Origin of the sequence: Treponema sp. JC4, from assembly GCF_000260795.1 — a bacterium.
Classification (GTDB): Bacteria; Spirochaetota; Spirochaetia; order Treponematales; family Treponemataceae; genus Treponema_D.
Genome location: NZ_AJGU01000012.1, coordinates 20,178 through 37,168, shown reverse-complemented (window position 1 = coordinate 37,168; position 16,991 = coordinate 20,178). Strand labels below are relative to the sequence as shown.

Genomic DNA, 16,991 nt, shown 5'->3' with positions numbered 1-16,991 from the left:
CTTGAGTAGTTCATATCTCGTACTTAAGTAGCTTTATCTTCTTCTAAACCTTAATAATATAAAGATTTACGAAGCCCCAATATATTAAATAACAATAATATAAGTAATAGGGCATAAAATGAATGAACTTATAACTTCAGAGCAGGGAACTCTGGAGTATTCAAAAAAGTTAAACAGTGAACTTCTTCAGCCAAATCAAATCTCTCAAGGCTTATATAAATGCTCTCCTTTAGCTAAACAGCTTCTTGCTTACGTTATTGCAGATTTAAAAATCATGAAATGGTCTAACCTCAATATTGAGACCTATGAAACAACCTTCAAAACCTCTGATTTTGTAAAGGCATTGGGAAAATCAAGAATCGGTTCAAAACAGAAAGACTTAATTAAATCAGCTCTTGTTGAACTTCAAAAATCCTACATTGCTATTGATACTGGAAAAAAATTCGAAACCTTCAGCTGGGTAACTCATGCAGTTTTTTCTGATGTTGATCACAAAATCAATATTGAAATCAATCATCATCTTGGCCAGGCTCTTGTAGAATACAAACATGGTTTTACAACCCTTCAGTTAATTGAGCTTGGCCGCCTTCAGAGTTTTTATGCCATGCGCTATTACGAGATTGCCCTTTCCTGGATTGGAAAAAAGGGAAAAGAGGGCAACAAAAAAGGCTGCTGGTATTTTGAATATACCGTTGATGAATTAAGAAAAACTTTCCAGCTGGGAGACAACGAATATTCCGGCCGCATGACAAACTTCATTACCAAGGTTGTAAAAAATCCTCTTGATGAAGTAAATGAAAAAACAAATCTGACAGTTTCCTTTGATAAAATTAAAGACGGAAAAAATGTAGTCGGCTTCAGATTTAACTGTTCGGAAAAAGCTACCTCTGTTCAAATCTCAAAAGATACTGATAAGCAGCAGCTTGATGAAATAAAAGTCATAAATGAAGAACAGGCCGAACTTGCATATTTTAAAAACCGATATCCTGAAGAATTTGCCGAGGCCTTAAAGATTGCAAGACAGCAGAATGAACTTCCATTCGGCGATTCTTTTGAAATTGCTTACGAAGCAGACGCTGTGGAAATTTTGAAAAAGCAGGGCTTGAAATAACTACCAAAGTACGCTTAACGATATGACTACTAAAGTACGCAGTCAGAAATTCTAATGACTACCAAGGTACGCAAAAATCACTAATTTCATATAGAAAGAAACTCTTCAATTCTTATAGGAAAACGTTAACTTTTTTTAACAACTACCAAAGTACGAATTTAGGTAGGGGTTAAAATGACACACATGACTACTAAAGTACGCTTTTTTCTAAGCAAATAACTACCGAAGTACGCCAATTTGTTGAATTTTCTTCTATTATAACTACTAAGGTACGCGAATTTTCAGACTTTTTCAGATTTAACTACCAAGGTACGCAGAAAATATGACTACCAAAGTACGTTTTATAACTACCTGAAATGCATATTTTTTTAAAGGATATGACTACTAAAGTACGCAAAAAAGTTTGAATTTTCCTGTTTTAATAACTACCTAAGTACGCTGTTTAGGTAGTTATTAAAAGATTTTAGAGCTGACTCTGAATTAACTGATAGAACTCTGCGCGCAATTTGCTTCCGCTCAGGAATTTTCCTGTGAGTTCAGCGGTTTTTGTAACTACGTCTTTTTTTGCACCGCGGAACTGAATGCAGCCATGCTTGGCAGTAATAACAACGGCAACGTCTTCTGCACCGGTTGCCAGGCGAACACATTCAGCAATATCCATTCCAATTTTTTCCTGAAGACTAGGGCGTTTTGCGCAAAGCTCAGCAATTCTTGCAAGTTTCGAAAGTCCGATTACTTTTCCCTTTGGAATATAACCGATATAAACTGTCATGTCATACATTGGAAGAAGGTGATGCTCGCACATTCCGTTTAAGCCTGGTCCTGTAATTTTTTCAACTACAATTCCGGTTGCAGGATTATCAAAAAGAACTTTATTGTATTCAGCAATTTCTTCATTTGTATATTTGCAGCCTTCAAAAATTTCTTCAAAGGCTCTTGCTACGCGGTCAGGAGTTTCGGCAATGCCAGGACGGTTAGTATCTTCACCAATGGCTTCGAACATCAGTTTTACTGCCTGCTTTATCTTTTCGTGGTCAAAATCAGGTTTTTCCGGTAATGTCATAAAGCGCACTCCTAATCACAGAAATTACAGGACTAATACTATCATTTTATTAAAGAAGTTTTAAGGTGGTTTTGCTTTGTAAAATCGTTTGCTCTGAACCGTAATGCGTGTTATATTATAGAAGATTTATGTATTCTGATTCATTAATTAATTTTTTTCAAATTACGGAAGAACTCGGCCTGCAGCAGGGAGTGGACAGTCTTATGGAGATGGAAGGAAATGATGTTTCCTTTGCCCTGGACTGTGGTATTCGTGTTGATGATATCTGGGCTCGAACCGGACGTGTGGAAGAATGTCTTGATTTAATAGAAGATAATATTCAAAAAAAGCACATTCAGGATATGATGTATTTTACAGCCGGAGTTATGCCTGATTCAGATTCTGTTGATAACCGCTTTGAAGTTATCGAAAATCTTGAAAATGTAATTAATGATTTTAAGGAAAGCGACAGTATTTTTGCCAGTCATCTTGTAGGAATCGGGCCTGGTGGAATTGATCATGACTGGGATTCAGTTGAATACAAGGGACGCGATCACGAATATTTTGACTATGATACTGTAAAAGACGAAAAGGATTTGTTTGCCCTTCAGCTTACTCTGGCTAAAAAACTGAATATGCCTTTTGTTCTGCACAGCCGCAAGGGTTTTAAGGAAACTTCTGATGTTTTAAAAGCTGTAAAATGGAATAGGGGAGTGATTCACGGATTTTCTTACAGTCAGTCTGAGCTGGAATTTTTCCTTGATTTGGGCTGGTATGTTAGTTTTAGCGGAACTGTTACCTATGCCGGAAAAAAATCCTTCAGCGATATGTCTGACTTACTCAACTATGTGCCAAAAGACCGTCTTTTAATAGAAACAGATTGTCCATTTTATCCTCCTGTACCGGTAAAAAGCGGTTCTAATATTCCTGAAAATATCAAATACGTTTACGAATATATTGCTTCAAAAAGAAATATCACCAGCCGAAAACTCAGCGAAATTGTAGATTCAAATTTCCAGAAGCTGTTCGGAATTTAAATGGTGGTAAAAGATATTTTTATGAATAAGAATCAGTTTACAAGAACAAGCCTCACCTTTGGAAAAGAGAATATGGAAAAAATCTACAATGCCAGGGTAATTGTATTTGGCATTGGAGGGGTAGGCAGCTATGTTGTAGAGGCACTTGTTCGTTCGGGAATCGGTGCAATTGATATTGTTGATGATGATAAAATCTGTCTTTCAAATCTGAACCGCCAGCTTTATGCCCTTCATTCTACAATCGGAAAAGATAAGGTTGATGTTGCCGAAGATCGTATTCACGATATTAATCCGGACTGCAAGGTTACTAAATGGAAGACTTTTTACATGCCAGAAACCGCTGACCAGTTTGATTTTTCTCAGTATGATTATATTGTAGATTGCATTGATACCGTTACGGGAAAGCTTGAAATTATCACGCGAGCTAAAGCTCTAAAAAAGCCGGTTATCAGCTGCATGGGTGCGGGTAATAAGGTTGACCCTTCTAAACTTAAGGTTGCAGATATCACAAGAACCTCTGTCTGCCCGCTTGCCCGTGTTATGCGTAATGAGTTGAAAAAGCGCCGGATTAAAAGATTGAAGGTTGTTTTTTCTACGGAAACAGCAATTCCTCCAAAAGCTGATGAGAGTGCCTCTGATTTTGTGGATAGCTCAGGAGTTGAACGCAAAGGGGCTCCAAAAAAACAGACTCCTGGAAGTAATGCCTTTGTTCCTTCTGCCGCAGGAATGATGATTGCTGCCGAAGTTATAAAAGATTTAACTCAATTCCACGTAACAGATTTATTTAAGGAATAGAAATTTATGGAAAAATTAGATGTAAAGCTTATTGCTTTAGACCTTGATGATACACTTCTTAATGATGACAGAAAAATTACAGATGCTACAGTTTTAGCTTTGCGAGAATGTGCAGAACGTGGTATTTATATTGTTCTTTGTTCCGGCCGTGCAGAAGATGCAATTCTTCCTTTTGTTCGCCAGCTTGAAATTGCAGGAAAGGAAGCCGGAAGATTTTTGATTGCAATTAACGGCTGCAGTATTTTTGACCTGCATAAGCGTCAGCAGATTTTCTGCAAAAAAGTCGCACCTGAAGTTTTAATCCGAGCAAATCAGCTTGCAGAAGAAGCCGGATATAAAACAGAAGTTTACACTCCTGATACGATTTACTATGCCCAGGAAACAAAATGGACAAAACTCGATGTTGATTTGTGCGGCCTTAAAGGTGCTGCTGTCGAAAATTATGAGGACTTCCTGCAGCAGGGTTTTACCAAAATGCTGATTCCAGGTGAGCCTTCTGATCTTCTGAAACTTCAGGATACACTCCGCGGCGAATTCGGTGATAAAGCTGTTATTTTTACCAGCAAACCCTTCTTTCTTGAAGTGCTTCCTCCAGAGTGCGGAAAGGGTGAATCTGTAAAATGGCTTTGTGAGCATCTTGGATTTCCAATATCCAAAGCTATGGGTTTTGGCGACAGCATGAATGATGAATCCCTTATCAGAATGGCCGGTTACGGTGTTGCCATGTGTAACGGCCTTCCCGAAATTAAGAAAATTGCTGATTTTGTCACAGAAAAAAATAACAACGAAGACGGCATTGCAGATTTCTTAAGAAAGCATGTGTTGTAAACTCTTCTAACTCTCTTTTTATAAAAAAGGTTCTCCTATTACAGTGTATTGTATTGACTAAGGTATTCGGGGGGGGTAATCTGTATAGTGATTTCAAAGTAAGAAATCACTAAGAGAATTCTTCTCAAATCTTTAAAAAAAAGTCTTAATCGGAGGACCATTTATGAAAGTTTCAGTCAGGAGCAATCTGCTTCTCAAAAAAATTACACATCTGCTAACAGCTTTGTGTTCTTTTTCTCTATTAATCATGTCGTGTGCTCAGGAGGCACCAGAAGTAAAGTCTGCAGTAAATGTAGTATGGGACTATAAAAATGTTTCGGCCTTTTCTGGTAGAGCAACAGGAACTGATTCAGTTTTACTGTCATGGTCTAACCCAAATACAGAAAACTTTGCAAAACTTGTTATTTCTGCCTCTCCAGCAAACGGTTCTCTTAAAGAACCAAAAGAGACTACAGAAAGCAGTTATGAAGTAACAGGCCTTACAGCAGGCACTAATTATGTATTTACAATCTATGCATATGATAAAAATGGTAATAAATCTACAGGAAGTTCTATCAGTGTAAAGACAGATGATTTTTCTGATGATGCTATTACATCATTAAAAGTTACTAATTCTCTTACAAAAACAGAATATTACAAATATGAAAAACCTGATTTAGATGGCCTGTCACTTGTGGCTGTTTACAAGAGTGGTAGGGAAGAAAAAATTGCGGTTTCAGAACTTACAGTTTCACCTGAAGCATTTACAGAAGCTGGTTCCCAGAATTTATACATTACATATAAAGACCAGGTTGTAAAGATTCCTGTCGAAGTTTTATTAACCACTCTTGAATCAATTAGCATAAAAAAAACGGCTAGAAAAACTTCATACCAGTTAGGAGATGATGTAGATTTAACTGGTCTTGTGCTTGAAGCAAACTATTCGGACAGTATAACAAAAGAGGTTAAAGATTTTTCTTATTCTCCAAAAACTCTGTTTGAAAATGGATTTCAAAAAATAACTCTTACCTATGGCAACAAGTCTGTTACTTATGATGTATATGTGTCAAATAATCAGAGTTTTGATTTAGATATTACAATCATATCTCAGACGGATTTAAATAAATTATTCTCTTACAAATCTGAAGCAAAAACTTTTGTAGCAAAAGATACTTATGTCAAATATGAATGGTATCTTGATGGAACTAAAAGAACAGATATTACAAACGGCTTTTTTGTACTTACAAAAGATATTATTGACCCGGAAACAACAGAATATAACCAGAACCATGTAGTCATGCTGGTTGTTACTGATGAAGAAGGCTACAAATATTCACAGACAGCAGAGTTTAGAATCAGATAGGAGATAAAGTTTATGAAAAAGTTTTTTACATTTCAAATTTTAGTAATATTAAGCCTCTTTGCTTTCTTCTCATGTTCAAATCTTTTAAACGAAAGCACAGAAGCAGACAATAATTCAAAAGCATATATTTCTATAGCCTTGGATTCAGAAAGAACAATTCTACCAGAGGCTCATGCAAAAGAAGACCTTTCTTATGAATTGTGGGGACAGCCGAAAGATGGTAAAGAAATAAAACTCTATACCTGGGTTTCTTACAGCGATATTAGCAATTATAACAGCCTTGAAGTTACTGCTGGTAAATGGACTTTTACACTTAAGGCTTTTAAAGAAAATACTCAGGTGCTGGAAGATACAATTGAACATAATGTAACTTATGGAAAAAATTATCTTAGTTTTAACTTAAAGGAATTTACTGGAACTGGTGCAATTGAATTAAAACTATGGTTCCCTGCAAAAAATTCCGGAAAAGTTGTCATAACTATGACTTCTGATGATTCTTCTTTAAATACATCTTATTCTAAATCATTTACACCAGAAGATTTTTCTGACTCAAAAACTGAAAATGACATTGCATATTCTGCTGTTACTTTTAAGGAAAAAAATATTCCAAGCGGTTATTACACTGTGAATGTTGCAGTTTATCAAAATGATGGTGAAGCTGCAAAAATTACCTACAGTCTTTTTGTAAAAATCTGCAGCGGCAGCACAAGCAAAAGTGAAGAAACTATAAAAGACGGAAACTATGTTACAATCTACAAAGATGGTGATAAAATCCTTTGGAATGCTATTCCAGATGTAAGCACCTATTACGTTTATTACTATTCATCTGATATAAATGATAATAATGGTGTTTTTGATACAAGTTTGTTTGAGAAAAAGAAATATGTCTATAATGAAACATCTTATGATATATCAAGCTTTAGCTATTACGATTACAAAAGTTATAAAGATTATTTGTATGTAGCCGTAAAAGCAAATGGCTATGAATCAGATTTTAGTAATGTAATAAAAATCTTGCCTAAGAAATTAGCACTTAACTACTCTTATGCTGACTCTGTTTCAAAAATTACCTGGGAAAGTGTTTCAGGTGTAAGTTCATATAAAGTTTATAAAAAAGCAGATAATGATTTATTGTCTGTAAATAATGAATATACTATGACTTTAGTTAGTGGCGGAGATTCTGTAGATGTAGGGAATGTTACAGAATACGATGTTACAGCCGATATTGCTGCCGATAAATATACCTATTTTGCAGTATATAGTGATAAAACAGGCTTTAGCGAAATTGTACGCATTTCTCCAGCCAAAGTTCCTGTAATTGATTACTCAGATTCCAAGATTACCTGGGACAGCATAACTGATGCTCTATCATATTCTGTATATAAATATTCAAGTAAAGAAAATCTTCCTGTAGAAGGTCTTGAAGGGTTTTTTAATACTGGAAATTTCAAAGATGCGCTTGAAACACAAACTTCTACAAAATTTAGTATTTCTGAAACAAGTTCAGTTATGTATGAATATTATGCCGTAAAAGCTAATTTTGAAAACGATGAATCATCTCGTTACAGTAATGTTATAAAAATTGTTCCGAAACCTGTTATTTCTTATTCAGATTCAGATTCCAAAATTACCTGGGAAAAAATAAAAGGTCTTTCTTACGTACTTTATTCTTATGAATCAAGCGAAAATCTTGATACAAACACATTTGATATTACAAAAATGACAAAGGCTTCTTTGCCAACACAGTCATGTTGTATTACACTTCCTAACAGCAATAGTAACAAAATCAGATACTATGCTGTAAAAACAACAGATTCAAATGAAGAATTTACTGTAAGTAATGTAATAAAAGTGTATTTCCCGGCACCAGTAATTTCACAATCAGGATCTTCAATAACATGGGATATCATTAATGATGCTACTACTTATAAAGTTTATTCCTATAAAACTGATAACGATTTGAGTGAAGATGATTTTGATACTGGATTATTTGATGATTATCCTTATACAACATCAAATAACTCTTATTCACTTTCTAGTAGTTACTATATGTATACATATTATGCTGTTAAGGCTGTTTATGATAATGGAAATACTTCTGGTTTCAGTAATGTTATAAAGACTTTTACTGGGGAGGCTCCATATATAAATTATTCCTCAAATAAAATTGATTGGGATAACTACAATAGTTATGATTCATTTGATGTATATTCTTATACAAGCGAAAGTAACCTTGAATCTTCCAATGTTGATACATCTTTGATGTCTCCAGAAGAAAATGTTACTACTTGTTCTTATGCAATTGCAGAAAATAAAAGCAATAACTACATTTATTATGCAATTAAAGGCAAATTAAATGGTTATGAAACTGATTTTAGTAATATCATAAAAATATGTCCGACACCTGTGCTTACCCTTACAGGTTCAAAACTTTCCTGGAACTGTGATTCTGTAAAATTATACTCATATTCAAGCAATGAAAATATTGATGTAAGCAATTTTGATATTTCAGAACTGAACTATCAAGATGAAATATCTGAATCAACATATGATTTATCGTCCAGATATATGAATGCTAAATATGCGTATTATGCCGTTATGAATTCTGATGGCTACAGCAGTTTTAGTAATATAATTAAGGTGTTTAAAGCTCCATATATTTCTAAATTACTGAATAGTATTCGCTGGGATTCAGATGATGCGGCTGATTCATATGAAGTATGGTCTTATTCAAGCAAAAGAAGAATTAATGTATCTTATTTTGACACTTCATTATTAACTAAAAAGGCAAGCATTTCTAAAGATGTGCATGAATATGCAGTTACACCGAATTCTTTTGAATATCAGTATTATGCAATTAAAACGATTATTAATGGTGAAAGCTCTTTAATGAGCTATGTATACGAAATAGTAAATTCAATTGCTGATATAGTACCTTTTGTAGACGATTTTGAAAATGGTTCACCTATTGTTAAAGCTTTAATGCTGCCGTATGAAAGCGGAGCATCTTATAAAATCTATAAGTATGAAACAAGTGCTAATTTCGACGAAACATATATGGATACTTCTCTTCTTTCTTATGTGGAAACAGTCTCAAATTTGGAATACTATTCCGATATAAATAAGTGTGAATATAAGATACATCTATCTGATAAATATCAGTATTATGCTTATTCGCTTGTTTTTGAATCAAAAGAGTCTATACTTAGTCATGTTTATAAAATATCACCTAATAACCAGTAATTAACAAAATTTGATTCAGAATCTTTAGAAGGGATTCTGAGTTAAGAATATATTCTGTATATGCTTTCTGCAATGTCCTCGGCAACCGGGGGCGTTGCGGGGGAGATAGGTAAAGCTAAAAATTGCTTTTGCAATTTTTTTAACGCTTTGCTATAACACATGGCTTACCAGTAAGCCTCCACACCCCCGCAGAGGGGGTAGCGGAAGACCGTATGCGGGCTGGAGCGAGGGGGAGACTTCTCCCTCTTTTGTTTTTATTTTCCTGTGTTATAATTTTAAACGGAGGATAAAACTAATGAAAATTACAACCTTTAATCCATTTATTGCAAGTTCCCAGCCGGAAAACGTAATCAAGATTTTTGAAGAGCTTGGATTTGAAAAGCATCATACAAAAGAAGGAATCGAAATCGCCGACCGCAAGGACACTGTTTTCCGCATGAAAGACGCAAACGGCTTTTACCTTGATGTGTTGAAGTCTACAGAAAATATTACCCGTGATATTTCAGGAATCCGTATAAACGTTGATAATTTTGAAGAAGCCTACACAATGCTTCTTAATAAAGGCTTCAAAAATATCTACAAAGATGAGACAGTCGATACTAAAACTTCAAAATCTGCAATGCTTGAATCTCCAACAGGAGTAAACATTGCTCTTATTCAGCATTTGAAGTAAGAAAAACTAGAGTTCAATTTCCAGAAGGATAGGTGTGTGATCCTGTCTTGGGCCGGAATCAATCATTTCGGATTTCTGGATTTTGTCTTTGATGCGGTCGCTGACGATAAAGTAGTCAATACGCCAGCCCGAGTTGTTGATTTTGCTGGTTTTGATTCGCTGTCCCCACCAGGAATAAATGTCTTTTACATCACCGTGAATAAAACGGAAGCTATCTGTAAAACCTTTTGCCAGGAGATTTGTAAAGCCTTCGCGCTCTTCGTCTGTAAAGCCGGCAGAAAAATGGTTGCTGGCAGGATTTGCAAGGTCAATTTCCTTGTGGGCAACGTTGAAATCACCACAGGCAATGACGGCTTTTTTCTGGTCGAGGGAAGAAAGATAATCTGCGTAGAGGGAATCCCAGAGCTGGCGTTCCTTAAGGCGTTTGAGTCCGTCGCCGGAATTCGGAGTGTATACGTTTACAAAATAGAAATTATCAAATTCGAGGGCGATAAGGCGGCCTTCATCATCCATTGTGTCTGGTGCGCCTAATTTTGGCACGATTTTTTCAGCCTTCAGTCCTTCCTTGTATAAAATCATTGTGCCAGCGTAGCCTTTTTTGGCAGGGGGCACAGAAGAAACCCATTCAAAATGGTATCCGGTAAAGTAAGATTTCAGGAGCTCGACGTGTGTGGCGGACGGGCCTTCTGCCGGCAGTTTTGTTTCCTGAATTGCAATTATGTCTGCATCATAAGCCGCGATTTTTCTGAGTACATCCTGCGACATGACGGCTCTTGCGGAGGTTGATGTGAGTGCTGCGTTCAATGAATCTATATTCCAGGAAATAAATTTTGCCATAAGAGGGTCCTTTATAATTGAGATAGGAAAATTATATTACAAAACTTTTGTTTGTTATAGCAGATACTTCTGTTATAATTTTTTTCTATGCAAATCGATCAGCTTTTTGAATTTGTTTATGTTCTTATCGATAAAAAAAATGTTACTGCAGCTGAGATGGCAAAGCGTTTTGGAGTGTCCACAAGAACTATTTACCGCTGGATAGATGCACTTTCTGTTTCTGGAGTTCCCGTTTATGCACTCCGAGGACGGGGTGGGGGTATTGCAATTTCTGAAAAATATGCCCTCGATAAAACTGTACTTTCAGAAGAAGAAAAACTTGCAATTCTCTCTAGTGTAAAAGCATTAAATAGTTTAAGTGGGAATTCTGCTACGGCTGTAAATGCAAATATTAAAGCAGCTGAAAAACTATCCAGACTTGTTCAAAAAGATACTGACTGGCTGGAAGTGGATTTTTCTCCCTGGAGTCCTGAAGGTCAGGGTGTAAAACAGCTTTTTGGACTTCTTCGAGACTCTATTCTGAAAAAACGTCAGGTTTCGTTTGATTATTTCAGTGGAAGTGGTAATTCGGAACATCGTATTGTTCATCCATGGAAACTCGTTTATCGCGGGCAGGCCTGGTATCTTTTGGGATGGTGTACATCAAGAAAGTCCGAACGATATTTTAAGCTTTCTCGTATGGTAAATGTAAAAGAAACAGGACGTGCTGCTAATGTAACAATTCAAGATACTGGAGCTATCCCTAATATGGAGGATTCGCCTGTTATTCAAGCTCAATCGCTTATCAAAATCAAGGCAAAAGTTTCGGCAAAAATGGCATTTTATCTCTTAGACTCTTTTGCATGTTCTGAAATAAAAACTCACAAGGACGGAAGCCTTTCTGTAAGTTTTTCTGCACCAGATGAAACTTGGCTTATAGGAATGCTTTTAAGTTTTGGGCCAGATTTGCAGATTATTTCCCCAAAAAATATCCGCAAGAAAATTATTGATATGGCTAATCAAACTGTTCAAGTTTATAAATAAAATATGACATTAGGTTGTCATATTTTGTGTGATAGAATTGCTTTTATGGAAAACAAAAACGCACTTTTAGAGAATATTTCACAATTACATACCACGCCAATGGGAGTTGACCGAATACGACGCAATCTGAATCTTGGAGAAGATGTGGCTGACGTTGTTGGATGGTGTCGGGAACGGGTTTGTGACGAACGGGCAGAGATTACACGGAACGGCAAAAACTGGTACTGCAGGATTGATGGAGCAATAATCACAGTGAACGCCTACTGTTACACAATTATCACCGCACACAAGGCTTGAGTATGGATAAACGTCCGCAATTTTGCCAGATAAAATCTTTCGAAGAATTCTCAAAATATTACTGGTACCGCGAGGAACTACAGGTAATCTGTAAACAGCTTGGAATTGACTCCAGTGGCATGAAGCTTGAACTGAATCATAATATCGAAGAATATTTCAAGGGCAATTTGATTCGTGAAAAGCAAAGAAAGACTGTATCTTCCAGCACTCAAAAAACAGACGTTCCGCTCACTTTGGAAACAAGCCTGATTGAATGTAAGTTCTGTTTTAGTCAGTCCTTCCGTGATTTCTTTTCTACACAGACTGGAATCAAAAACTTCAAGTTCAATACTGATATGGTTGCTACTGCTAAAAAAGTGAAAGAGAACGGCGACAAAAGTTTTACGCTCGGCGATATGCTGGAAATCTTTTATGGACGCAAAACTTACGCAAAATATGACAAGTCCTGCCTGCAATGGAATAAGTTTGTTCAGGACTTCTGCTCAGACCCTGCCACAAATCAGTTCCCCGACAAGCTCAAAACAGCTTCGATTCTCTGGCGGGAAGTTCGCAATTCGACAAGGGAAAAAACTTACAATCATAACCTGCTTGAAGAATTTGCTGATATAATAAATTCATAAGGAGAAACTATGCCAAGACCAAGAAACAAGGAAGACCTGCTTACTGCTGCAAAAGAAAATTATTCTAAGCTCATGGATTTTATCGCTTCAATGAGTGATGCTGAAATGAAGGCGCCTTTTGATTTTTCTGCCGATGCAAGTAAAAAGGAAGCCCACTGGAGCCGCGACAAAAATGTACGCGACCTTCTGATTCATCTTTACGAATGGCAAAAGCTTCTGCTTAAATTCGTTGAAAATAATGCCGGTAAAACTGACGCAAAAACTGCGATTGCTTTTCTGCCGTCTGAATATTCGTGGAAGACTTACGGAGCTATGAATGTGATGTTCTGGAATCGTAATCAGTCAACTTCGCTTGAACACGCAAAGAAAAATCTTGAAAAGACCCACGCTGAGCTTATTTCACTGATCGAAAAATACAGCGACGAAGAGCTTTTTACTAAAAAACATTTTGCTTGGACAGGTGGAACCGATCTAGGCTCTTATTTTGTAAGCACGACTTCAAGCCACTACGATTGGGCTCTCAAAAAACTTAAGGCTCACCGCAAAAATTGTGGGAAATAAAAATGCACTTTGTAAACGCGAAAACTATTCTTACTCCCAAAAGTATGAACATCTACCGTGGATGCTCGCACGGATGCATTTACTGCGATTCGCGGAGCAAGTGCTACCAGTTTACACATGCATTCGAAGATATCGAAGTAAAGCAGAATGCGCCGGAACTTTTAGCCGAAGCCCTCCGCAAAAAACGCAAGCGATGTATGATTGGAACAGGCTCTATGTGCGACCCCTATATTCCTGCCGAAAAAGAACTCTGCCTTATGCGCCGCTGCCTTGAAGTAATTGAACGCTATGATTTTGGAGCTGCTGTTCTTACAAAGTCAGATCTTGTTTTGCGCGACCTTGATATTCTGGAGCGGATTAACCGTAAGACGAAAGCCGTTGTTCAGATGACGCTTACTACCGCTGATGATGATTTATGCAAAATCCTTGAGCCGGGAGTTTGTCCTACAAGCCACCGTTTTGAAGTTCTCAAAGAGTGCCACGCGCGCGGGATTCCGACGGTCGTGTGGTTCAGCCCTCTTTTGCCTTTTATAAACGACACAAAAGAAAACGTAGATGGAATTTTAGATTACTGTGCCAGGGCGGGGGTAAAGGCGATTTTGTGTTTTGGAATCGGACTTACCCTGCGCGAAGGAAACCGGGAATATTTTTATGCAGCCCTGGATAAAGCGGCAGTAGCTGACAGTCGTTTTGCGGGCCTCAAGGAACGATATATTAAAACTTACGGGGATAGCTACGAAGTTTCAAGCCCGCGTGAACGCGAGCTTATGACTTATATTTCGCAATTTTGCCGCAAGAATAAAATCATGCTGGGAATTGATTCTGTCTTTAAGTGGATAGAAGACTTCCCGGAAGATTCTCTGCAGCCGAGCTTATTTTAGTCGCCAAAAAGGGCATTGAAGGCTGCTTTTGCATTTGCAGCTTTATTGTCTGTGGCTATACTGCCTGAAGAAGTAATGGCTGCTACAGAAAAATAATCACAAAAGTTTGCGCGTTCTTTGTCTTTTACAAGTTCATCCACTGTTTCGCGACAGTCATAATGACTTCCCTTAGAATAAAATTTGCAGTTGATGCAGGAATGCAAATCTGCGCCGCAAAAATCACAGGTCGAAGAACGGGTGATAGATGTTTGATTTATTGGTTTTCCACATTTTTTACACATGAATTCAGTATAAATTGTATTTTTTAGTTTGTCTTGAAAAATTTCATTGACACTTTTCATTCTCTTAGATATATTTATGACAACAATATTTGATACAACATAAAAAGCGGAGGTAATATGTCGTTTGCGGTTAGATTTTATACAAAGACAGGAAACACAGAGAAGCTTGCTCGTGCTATTGCTGAAGAACTTGGAGTTGAAGCACTTCCTCTTAGCCAGCCTGTAAATGAAAAGGTTGATATTCTTTTTCTTGGCAATTCTTACTATGCATTTAGTATTGACCCGGAAGTTAAAAGTTTTATAGCTGGCCTTTCTAAAGATAAGATTGGAAAGATTGTAAACTTTGGTTCGGCAGCGCTTCTTAATTCAACTTTTAAAAAGGTTAAGGCGGAAGCTGCTAAAGTTGGAATTCCTATGGATGAAAATGAATTCCACTGTAAGGGAGAGTTCAAGGCTCTTCATAAAGGTCGTCCAAATGAAGCTGATTTGAAGGCAGCTGCTGAATTTGCAAAACAATTTAAATAGGAGAAATAGAACTATGATTTATGATTACGAAGTAACAAGTGGAAAAGGCGAGACATTAAAGCTTTCTGAATACAAGGGAAAGGTAATTCTCATTGTTAATACTGCTACAGGATGCGGCTTTACTCCACAGTATGCGCCGATTGAAAAGCTTTATAAGGACTATCACGAAAAGGGACTCGAAATTCTTGATATCCCTTGTAATCAGTTTGGCGGCCAGGCTCCTGGAAGTGATGATGAAATTCACGAGTTCTGTACAGTTCACTACAACACAACATTCCCTCAGATGAAAAAATCTGATGTAAACGGTGCAAATGAACTTCCTCTTTACACCTATTTGAAAGCACAGAAGGGATTTGAAGGTTTTGATGAGCATGAACTTAAATCTCTTCTTGAAAAGATGTTTGACGCTGCAGATCCTGACTGGCGTAAAAAATCTGATATTAAATGGAACTTTACAAAATTCATTATTGACCGTGAAGGTAATGTTGTGGCACGTTTTGAGCCTACAGCTGATATGAATAAAGTTGAAGATTGTATAAAATCTTTGCTGTAGAGGAAAATTATAATCTTTTGTCTTTATGAAAGAATATAAACACAAGCTTTTAAAAATCTTTGTTCCCATCATGCTGAGCAATCTGATTTCGCAGATTCAGATGTTCATTGACCGTATTTTCCTTGGGCGAATGAACATTCTTTATATGAGTGCGGTTGGAAATGCTACGGCACCGGTGTGGACAAGTATGTCATTTATTTTTTCTCTTTCAATCGGTTCTTCAATCCTGATAAGTCAGTCGGTTGGAGAAAAAGATATTGAAAAGGCAAAGGATTATGCTGCCTCGATGATAAAATTCCATAACATTATTCCGGTTGCGCTCTTTTTGTTCTGGACTTTTTTGAGTCCGGCAGTTTTTACCCTGATGGGCGTTTCGGATAATGTAATGGGCTTGTGTGTCAGATACACAAGAATCTATGCGCCTGTTTTTTTACTTTTGGGCTTTGGCGCTTCTTACACTGTTATCTTTCAGACATCAAATTTAACAAAGCCCCTGGTGACTTACGGAATTATCCGTTCGGTTTTGAATATCATCCTTGATTATCTTTTGATTTTTGGTAATTTTGGATTTCCTCGGCTGGAAATTACGGGTGCGGCTCTGGGAACTACGATTGCGGAATTTTCAGGTGCGGGCTATCTTGCCTATGTTGCAATCAGAAAACGAAAGCTGTTTTTTACAAGCCCTGGCTTTAAACGGATTCTAAAGGCAAATCCTATTCCGTATCTGCGCTCAGTTAAACTTGGCGTGAATACGGCAATGGAAGATTTTCTGTGGAATCTCGGAAATCTTTCTATAATACGAATATTGAATGCAATCAGCGAAACGGCTGCGGGAATCTATTCTATGGTTTTGACTGTGGAAGTGATTTTTGTCGTTGTAATCGGCTCTATTGGAAATGCAACCCTGACTTTATCGGGCGAGGCTACCGGTGCAAGAGACCACAAGCTCTACCGTTCAATTGTTGGAACTGCCTTTAAGTGGTCGGCTATGGTTTCGGCAGCGGCTCTTATCTTTATTTCGATTTTCCCTCGCCTTACTTTGAGTCTCTTTACTACCGATAAGGCTGTTATTGAAATGTCGGTTGTTTACATCATCCTGGTTGCCGTAAATCTCTTTGGAAAATCCGGAAATATCATAATTGGAAACGGAATCCGCGGTTACGGCGACACAAAATGGATGCTCCTTACCCAGATTATGGGAACCGTCTGCGTAGTTTCTTATGCCCTTTTGTGCGTTTTCGTCTTTAAGCTTGGCATGCTGGGTGTTTTTGTTGCAGTCCTGACAGACGAAATGCTTCGTGCGATTATAAATTCAGTACGATTCCTGAGGATAAAGTTCTAA

General features: G+C 37.2%; 18 protein-coding genes. 15 read left to right on the top strand and 3 right to left on the bottom strand.

Annotation, left to right across the window (positions count from 1 at the left end):
* Nucleotides 1-118: 118 nt before the first annotated feature.
* Nucleotides 119-1,111 (top strand): replication initiation protein, encoded by a 993-nt coding sequence (locus tag MSI_RS06815; RefSeq protein ID WP_009105122.1) that lies wholly within the window; start codon nt 119-121, stop codon nt 1,109-1,111.
* Between the two features lie 463 nt (nt 1,112-1,574).
* Here MSI_RS06815 and folE read toward each other — a convergent pair whose 3' ends face one another.
* Nucleotides 1,575-2,174: a GTP cyclohydrolase I gene (folE, locus tag MSI_RS06810; RefSeq protein WP_009105120.1), complete on the bottom strand. Its 600-nt coding sequence runs from the start codon at nt 2,172-2,174 to the stop codon at nt 1,575-1,577.
* A 128-nt stretch (nt 2,175-2,302) separates the two neighbouring features.
* Between folE and MSI_RS06805 the strand changes: the two genes are divergently transcribed.
* The 6 genes from MSI_RS06805 (at nt 2,303) to MSI_RS06780 (ending at nt 10,071) form a co-directional block, all read left to right on the top strand.
* Nucleotides 2,303-3,190 (top strand): TatD family hydrolase, encoded by an 888-nt coding sequence (locus MSI_RS06805; protein WP_009105118.1) that lies wholly within the window; start codon nt 2,303-2,305, stop codon nt 3,188-3,190.
* A 21-nt stretch (nt 3,191-3,211) separates the two neighbouring features.
* Nucleotides 3,212-3,985 (top strand): ThiF family adenylyltransferase, encoded by a 774-nt coding sequence (locus tag MSI_RS06800; protein WP_039924498.1) that lies wholly within the window; start codon nt 3,212-3,214, stop codon nt 3,983-3,985.
* A 6-nt stretch (nt 3,986-3,991) separates the two neighbouring features.
* The gene (locus tag MSI_RS06795; protein WP_009105114.1) at nt 3,992-4,813 is read left to right on the top strand and encodes a Cof-type HAD-IIB family hydrolase; all 822 of its coding nucleotides are present in this window, start codon (nt 3,992-3,994) and stop codon (nt 4,811-4,813) included.
* A 163-nt stretch (nt 4,814-4,976) separates the two neighbouring features.
* Entirely contained in the window at nt 4,977-6,155 is a 1,179-nt protein-coding gene (locus tag MSI_RS06790) for a bacterial Ig-like domain-containing protein (protein WP_009105111.1), read from the top strand.
* A gap of 12 nt (nt 6,156-6,167) precedes the next feature.
* Nucleotides 6,168-9,398 carry a hypothetical protein gene (locus MSI_RS06785; RefSeq protein ID WP_009105110.1) on the top strand — a complete coding sequence of 1,077 codons (3,231 nt, stop codon included), beginning with the start codon at nt 6,168-6,170 and terminating at the stop codon, nt 9,396-9,398.
* A 295-nt stretch (nt 9,399-9,693) separates the two neighbouring features.
* Complete coding sequence (locus tag MSI_RS06780; protein ID WP_009105108.1) at nt 9,694-10,071, top strand: hypothetical protein; 378 nt, start codon at nt 9,694-9,696, stop codon at nt 10,069-10,071.
* A gap of 6 nt (nt 10,072-10,077) precedes the next feature.
* Here the strand turns inward: MSI_RS06780 and MSI_RS06775 are convergent, their stop codons facing one another.
* The gene (locus tag MSI_RS06775) at nt 10,078-10,908 is read right to left on the bottom strand and encodes an exodeoxyribonuclease III (protein ID WP_009105107.1); all 831 of its coding nucleotides are present in this window, start codon (nt 10,906-10,908) and stop codon (nt 10,078-10,080) included.
* Between the two features lie 87 nt (nt 10,909-10,995).
* On the opposite strand from MSI_RS06775, the gene MSI_RS06770 reads away from it, so the two are divergent.
* Genes MSI_RS06770 through MSI_RS06750 form a run of 5 tightly spaced genes read left to right on the top strand, consistent with a single transcriptional unit; the run spans nt 10,996 to nt 14,290 of the window.
* A complete protein-coding gene (locus tag MSI_RS06770; RefSeq protein WP_009105105.1) occupies nt 10,996-11,931 on the top strand; it encodes a YafY family protein in 936 nt (311 codons plus the stop codon).
* Between the two features lie 3 nt (nt 11,932-11,934).
* Nucleotides 11,935-12,228 (top strand): DUF3781 domain-containing protein, encoded by a 294-nt coding sequence (locus tag MSI_RS06765; protein ID WP_009105103.1) that lies wholly within the window; start codon nt 11,935-11,937, stop codon nt 12,226-12,228.
* A 2-nt stretch (nt 12,229-12,230) separates the two neighbouring features.
* On the top strand, nt 12,231-12,848 hold the full coding sequence (locus MSI_RS06760) for an SAP domain-containing protein (RefSeq protein WP_009105102.1): 618 nt from the start codon (nt 12,231-12,233) through the stop codon (nt 12,846-12,848).
* 9 nt (nt 12,849-12,857) lie between these two features.
* Nucleotides 12,858-13,409 (top strand): ClbS/DfsB family four-helix bundle protein, encoded by a 552-nt coding sequence (locus MSI_RS06755; RefSeq protein WP_009105100.1) that lies wholly within the window; start codon nt 12,858-12,860, stop codon nt 13,407-13,409.
* A 2-nt stretch (nt 13,410-13,411) separates the two neighbouring features.
* Entirely contained in the window at nt 13,412-14,290 is an 879-nt protein-coding gene (locus tag MSI_RS06750; RefSeq protein WP_009105098.1) for a radical SAM protein, read from the top strand.
* Here MSI_RS06750 and MSI_RS06745 read toward each other — a convergent pair.
* The gene (locus MSI_RS06745; RefSeq protein WP_039924496.1) at nt 14,287-14,571 is read right to left on the bottom strand and encodes a hypothetical protein; all 285 of its coding nucleotides are present in this window, start codon (nt 14,569-14,571) and stop codon (nt 14,287-14,289) included. The genes MSI_RS06750 and MSI_RS06745 overlap by 4 nt on opposite strands.
* Nucleotides 14,572-14,688: 117 nt before the next feature.
* On the opposite strand from MSI_RS06745, the gene MSI_RS06740 reads away from it, so the two are divergent.
* Genes MSI_RS06740 through MSI_RS06730 form a run of 3 tightly spaced genes read left to right on the top strand, consistent with a single transcriptional unit; the run spans nt 14,689 to nt 16,991 of the window.
* Nucleotides 14,689-15,096 carry a flavodoxin family protein gene (locus MSI_RS06740; RefSeq protein WP_009105093.1) on the top strand — a complete coding sequence of 136 codons (408 nt, stop codon included), beginning with the start codon at nt 14,689-14,691 and terminating at the stop codon, nt 15,094-15,096.
* A 13-nt stretch (nt 15,097-15,109) separates the two neighbouring features.
* Nucleotides 15,110-15,649 (top strand): glutathione peroxidase, encoded by a 540-nt coding sequence (locus MSI_RS06735; RefSeq protein ID WP_009105091.1) that lies wholly within the window; start codon nt 15,110-15,112, stop codon nt 15,647-15,649.
* Between the two features lie 25 nt (nt 15,650-15,674).
* Nucleotides 15,675-16,991 carry an MATE family efflux transporter gene (locus MSI_RS06730; protein ID WP_009105089.1) on the top strand — a complete coding sequence of 439 codons (1,317 nt, stop codon included), beginning with the start codon at nt 15,675-15,677 and terminating at the stop codon, nt 16,989-16,991.

What these genes read in the sequence shown, in the direction of transcription:
- MSI_RS06780 (WP_009105108.1), top strand. Translation starts at nt 9,694, where the DNA reads ATGAAAATTACAACCTTTAATCCATTTATTGCAAGTTCCCAGCCGGAA.
- MSI_RS06805 (WP_009105118.1), top strand. Translation starts at nt 2,303, where the DNA reads ATGTATTCTGATTCATTAATTAATTTTTTTCAAATTACGGAAGAACTC.
- MSI_RS06775 (WP_009105107.1), bottom strand. Translation starts at nt 10,908, where the DNA reads ATGGCAAAATTTATTTCCTGGAATATAGATTCATTGAACGCAGCACTC.
- MSI_RS06790 (WP_009105111.1), top strand. Translation starts at nt 4,977, where the DNA reads ATGAAAGTTTCAGTCAGGAGCAATCTGCTTCTCAAAAAAATTACACAT.
- MSI_RS06750 (WP_009105098.1), top strand. Translation starts at nt 13,412, where the DNA reads ATGCACTTTGTAAACGCGAAAACTATTCTTACTCCCAAAAGTATGAAC.
- MSI_RS06760 (WP_009105102.1), top strand. Translation starts at nt 12,231, where the DNA reads ATGGATAAACGTCCGCAATTTTGCCAGATAAAATCTTTCGAAGAATTC.
- MSI_RS06755 (WP_009105100.1), top strand. Translation starts at nt 12,858, where the DNA reads ATGCCAAGACCAAGAAACAAGGAAGACCTGCTTACTGCTGCAAAAGAA.
- MSI_RS06735 (WP_009105091.1), top strand. Translation starts at nt 15,110, where the DNA reads ATGATTTATGATTACGAAGTAACAAGTGGAAAAGGCGAGACATTAAAG.
- folE (WP_009105120.1), bottom strand. Translation starts at nt 2,174, where the DNA reads ATGACATTACCGGAAAAACCTGATTTTGACCACGAAAAGATAAAGCAG.
- MSI_RS06730 (WP_009105089.1), top strand. Translation starts at nt 15,675, where the DNA reads ATGAAAGAATATAAACACAAGCTTTTAAAAATCTTTGTTCCCATCATG.
- MSI_RS06745 (WP_039924496.1), bottom strand. Translation starts at nt 14,571, where the DNA reads ATGTGTAAAAAATGTGGAAAACCAATAAATCAAACATCTATCACCCGT.
- MSI_RS06770 (WP_009105105.1), top strand. Translation starts at nt 10,996, where the DNA reads ATGCAAATCGATCAGCTTTTTGAATTTGTTTATGTTCTTATCGATAAA.
- MSI_RS06765 (WP_009105103.1), top strand. Translation starts at nt 11,935, where the DNA reads ATGACATTAGGTTGTCATATTTTGTGTGATAGAATTGCTTTTATGGAA.
- MSI_RS06815 (WP_009105122.1), top strand. Translation starts at nt 119, where the DNA reads ATGAATGAACTTATAACTTCAGAGCAGGGAACTCTGGAGTATTCAAAA.
- MSI_RS06785 (WP_009105110.1), top strand. Translation starts at nt 6,168, where the DNA reads ATGAAAAAGTTTTTTACATTTCAAATTTTAGTAATATTAAGCCTCTTT.
- MSI_RS06795 (WP_009105114.1), top strand. Translation starts at nt 3,992, where the DNA reads ATGGAAAAATTAGATGTAAAGCTTATTGCTTTAGACCTTGATGATACA.
- MSI_RS06740 (WP_009105093.1), top strand. Translation starts at nt 14,689, where the DNA reads ATGTCGTTTGCGGTTAGATTTTATACAAAGACAGGAAACACAGAGAAG.
- MSI_RS06800 (WP_039924498.1), top strand. Translation starts at nt 3,212, where the DNA reads ATGAATAAGAATCAGTTTACAAGAACAAGCCTCACCTTTGGAAAAGAG.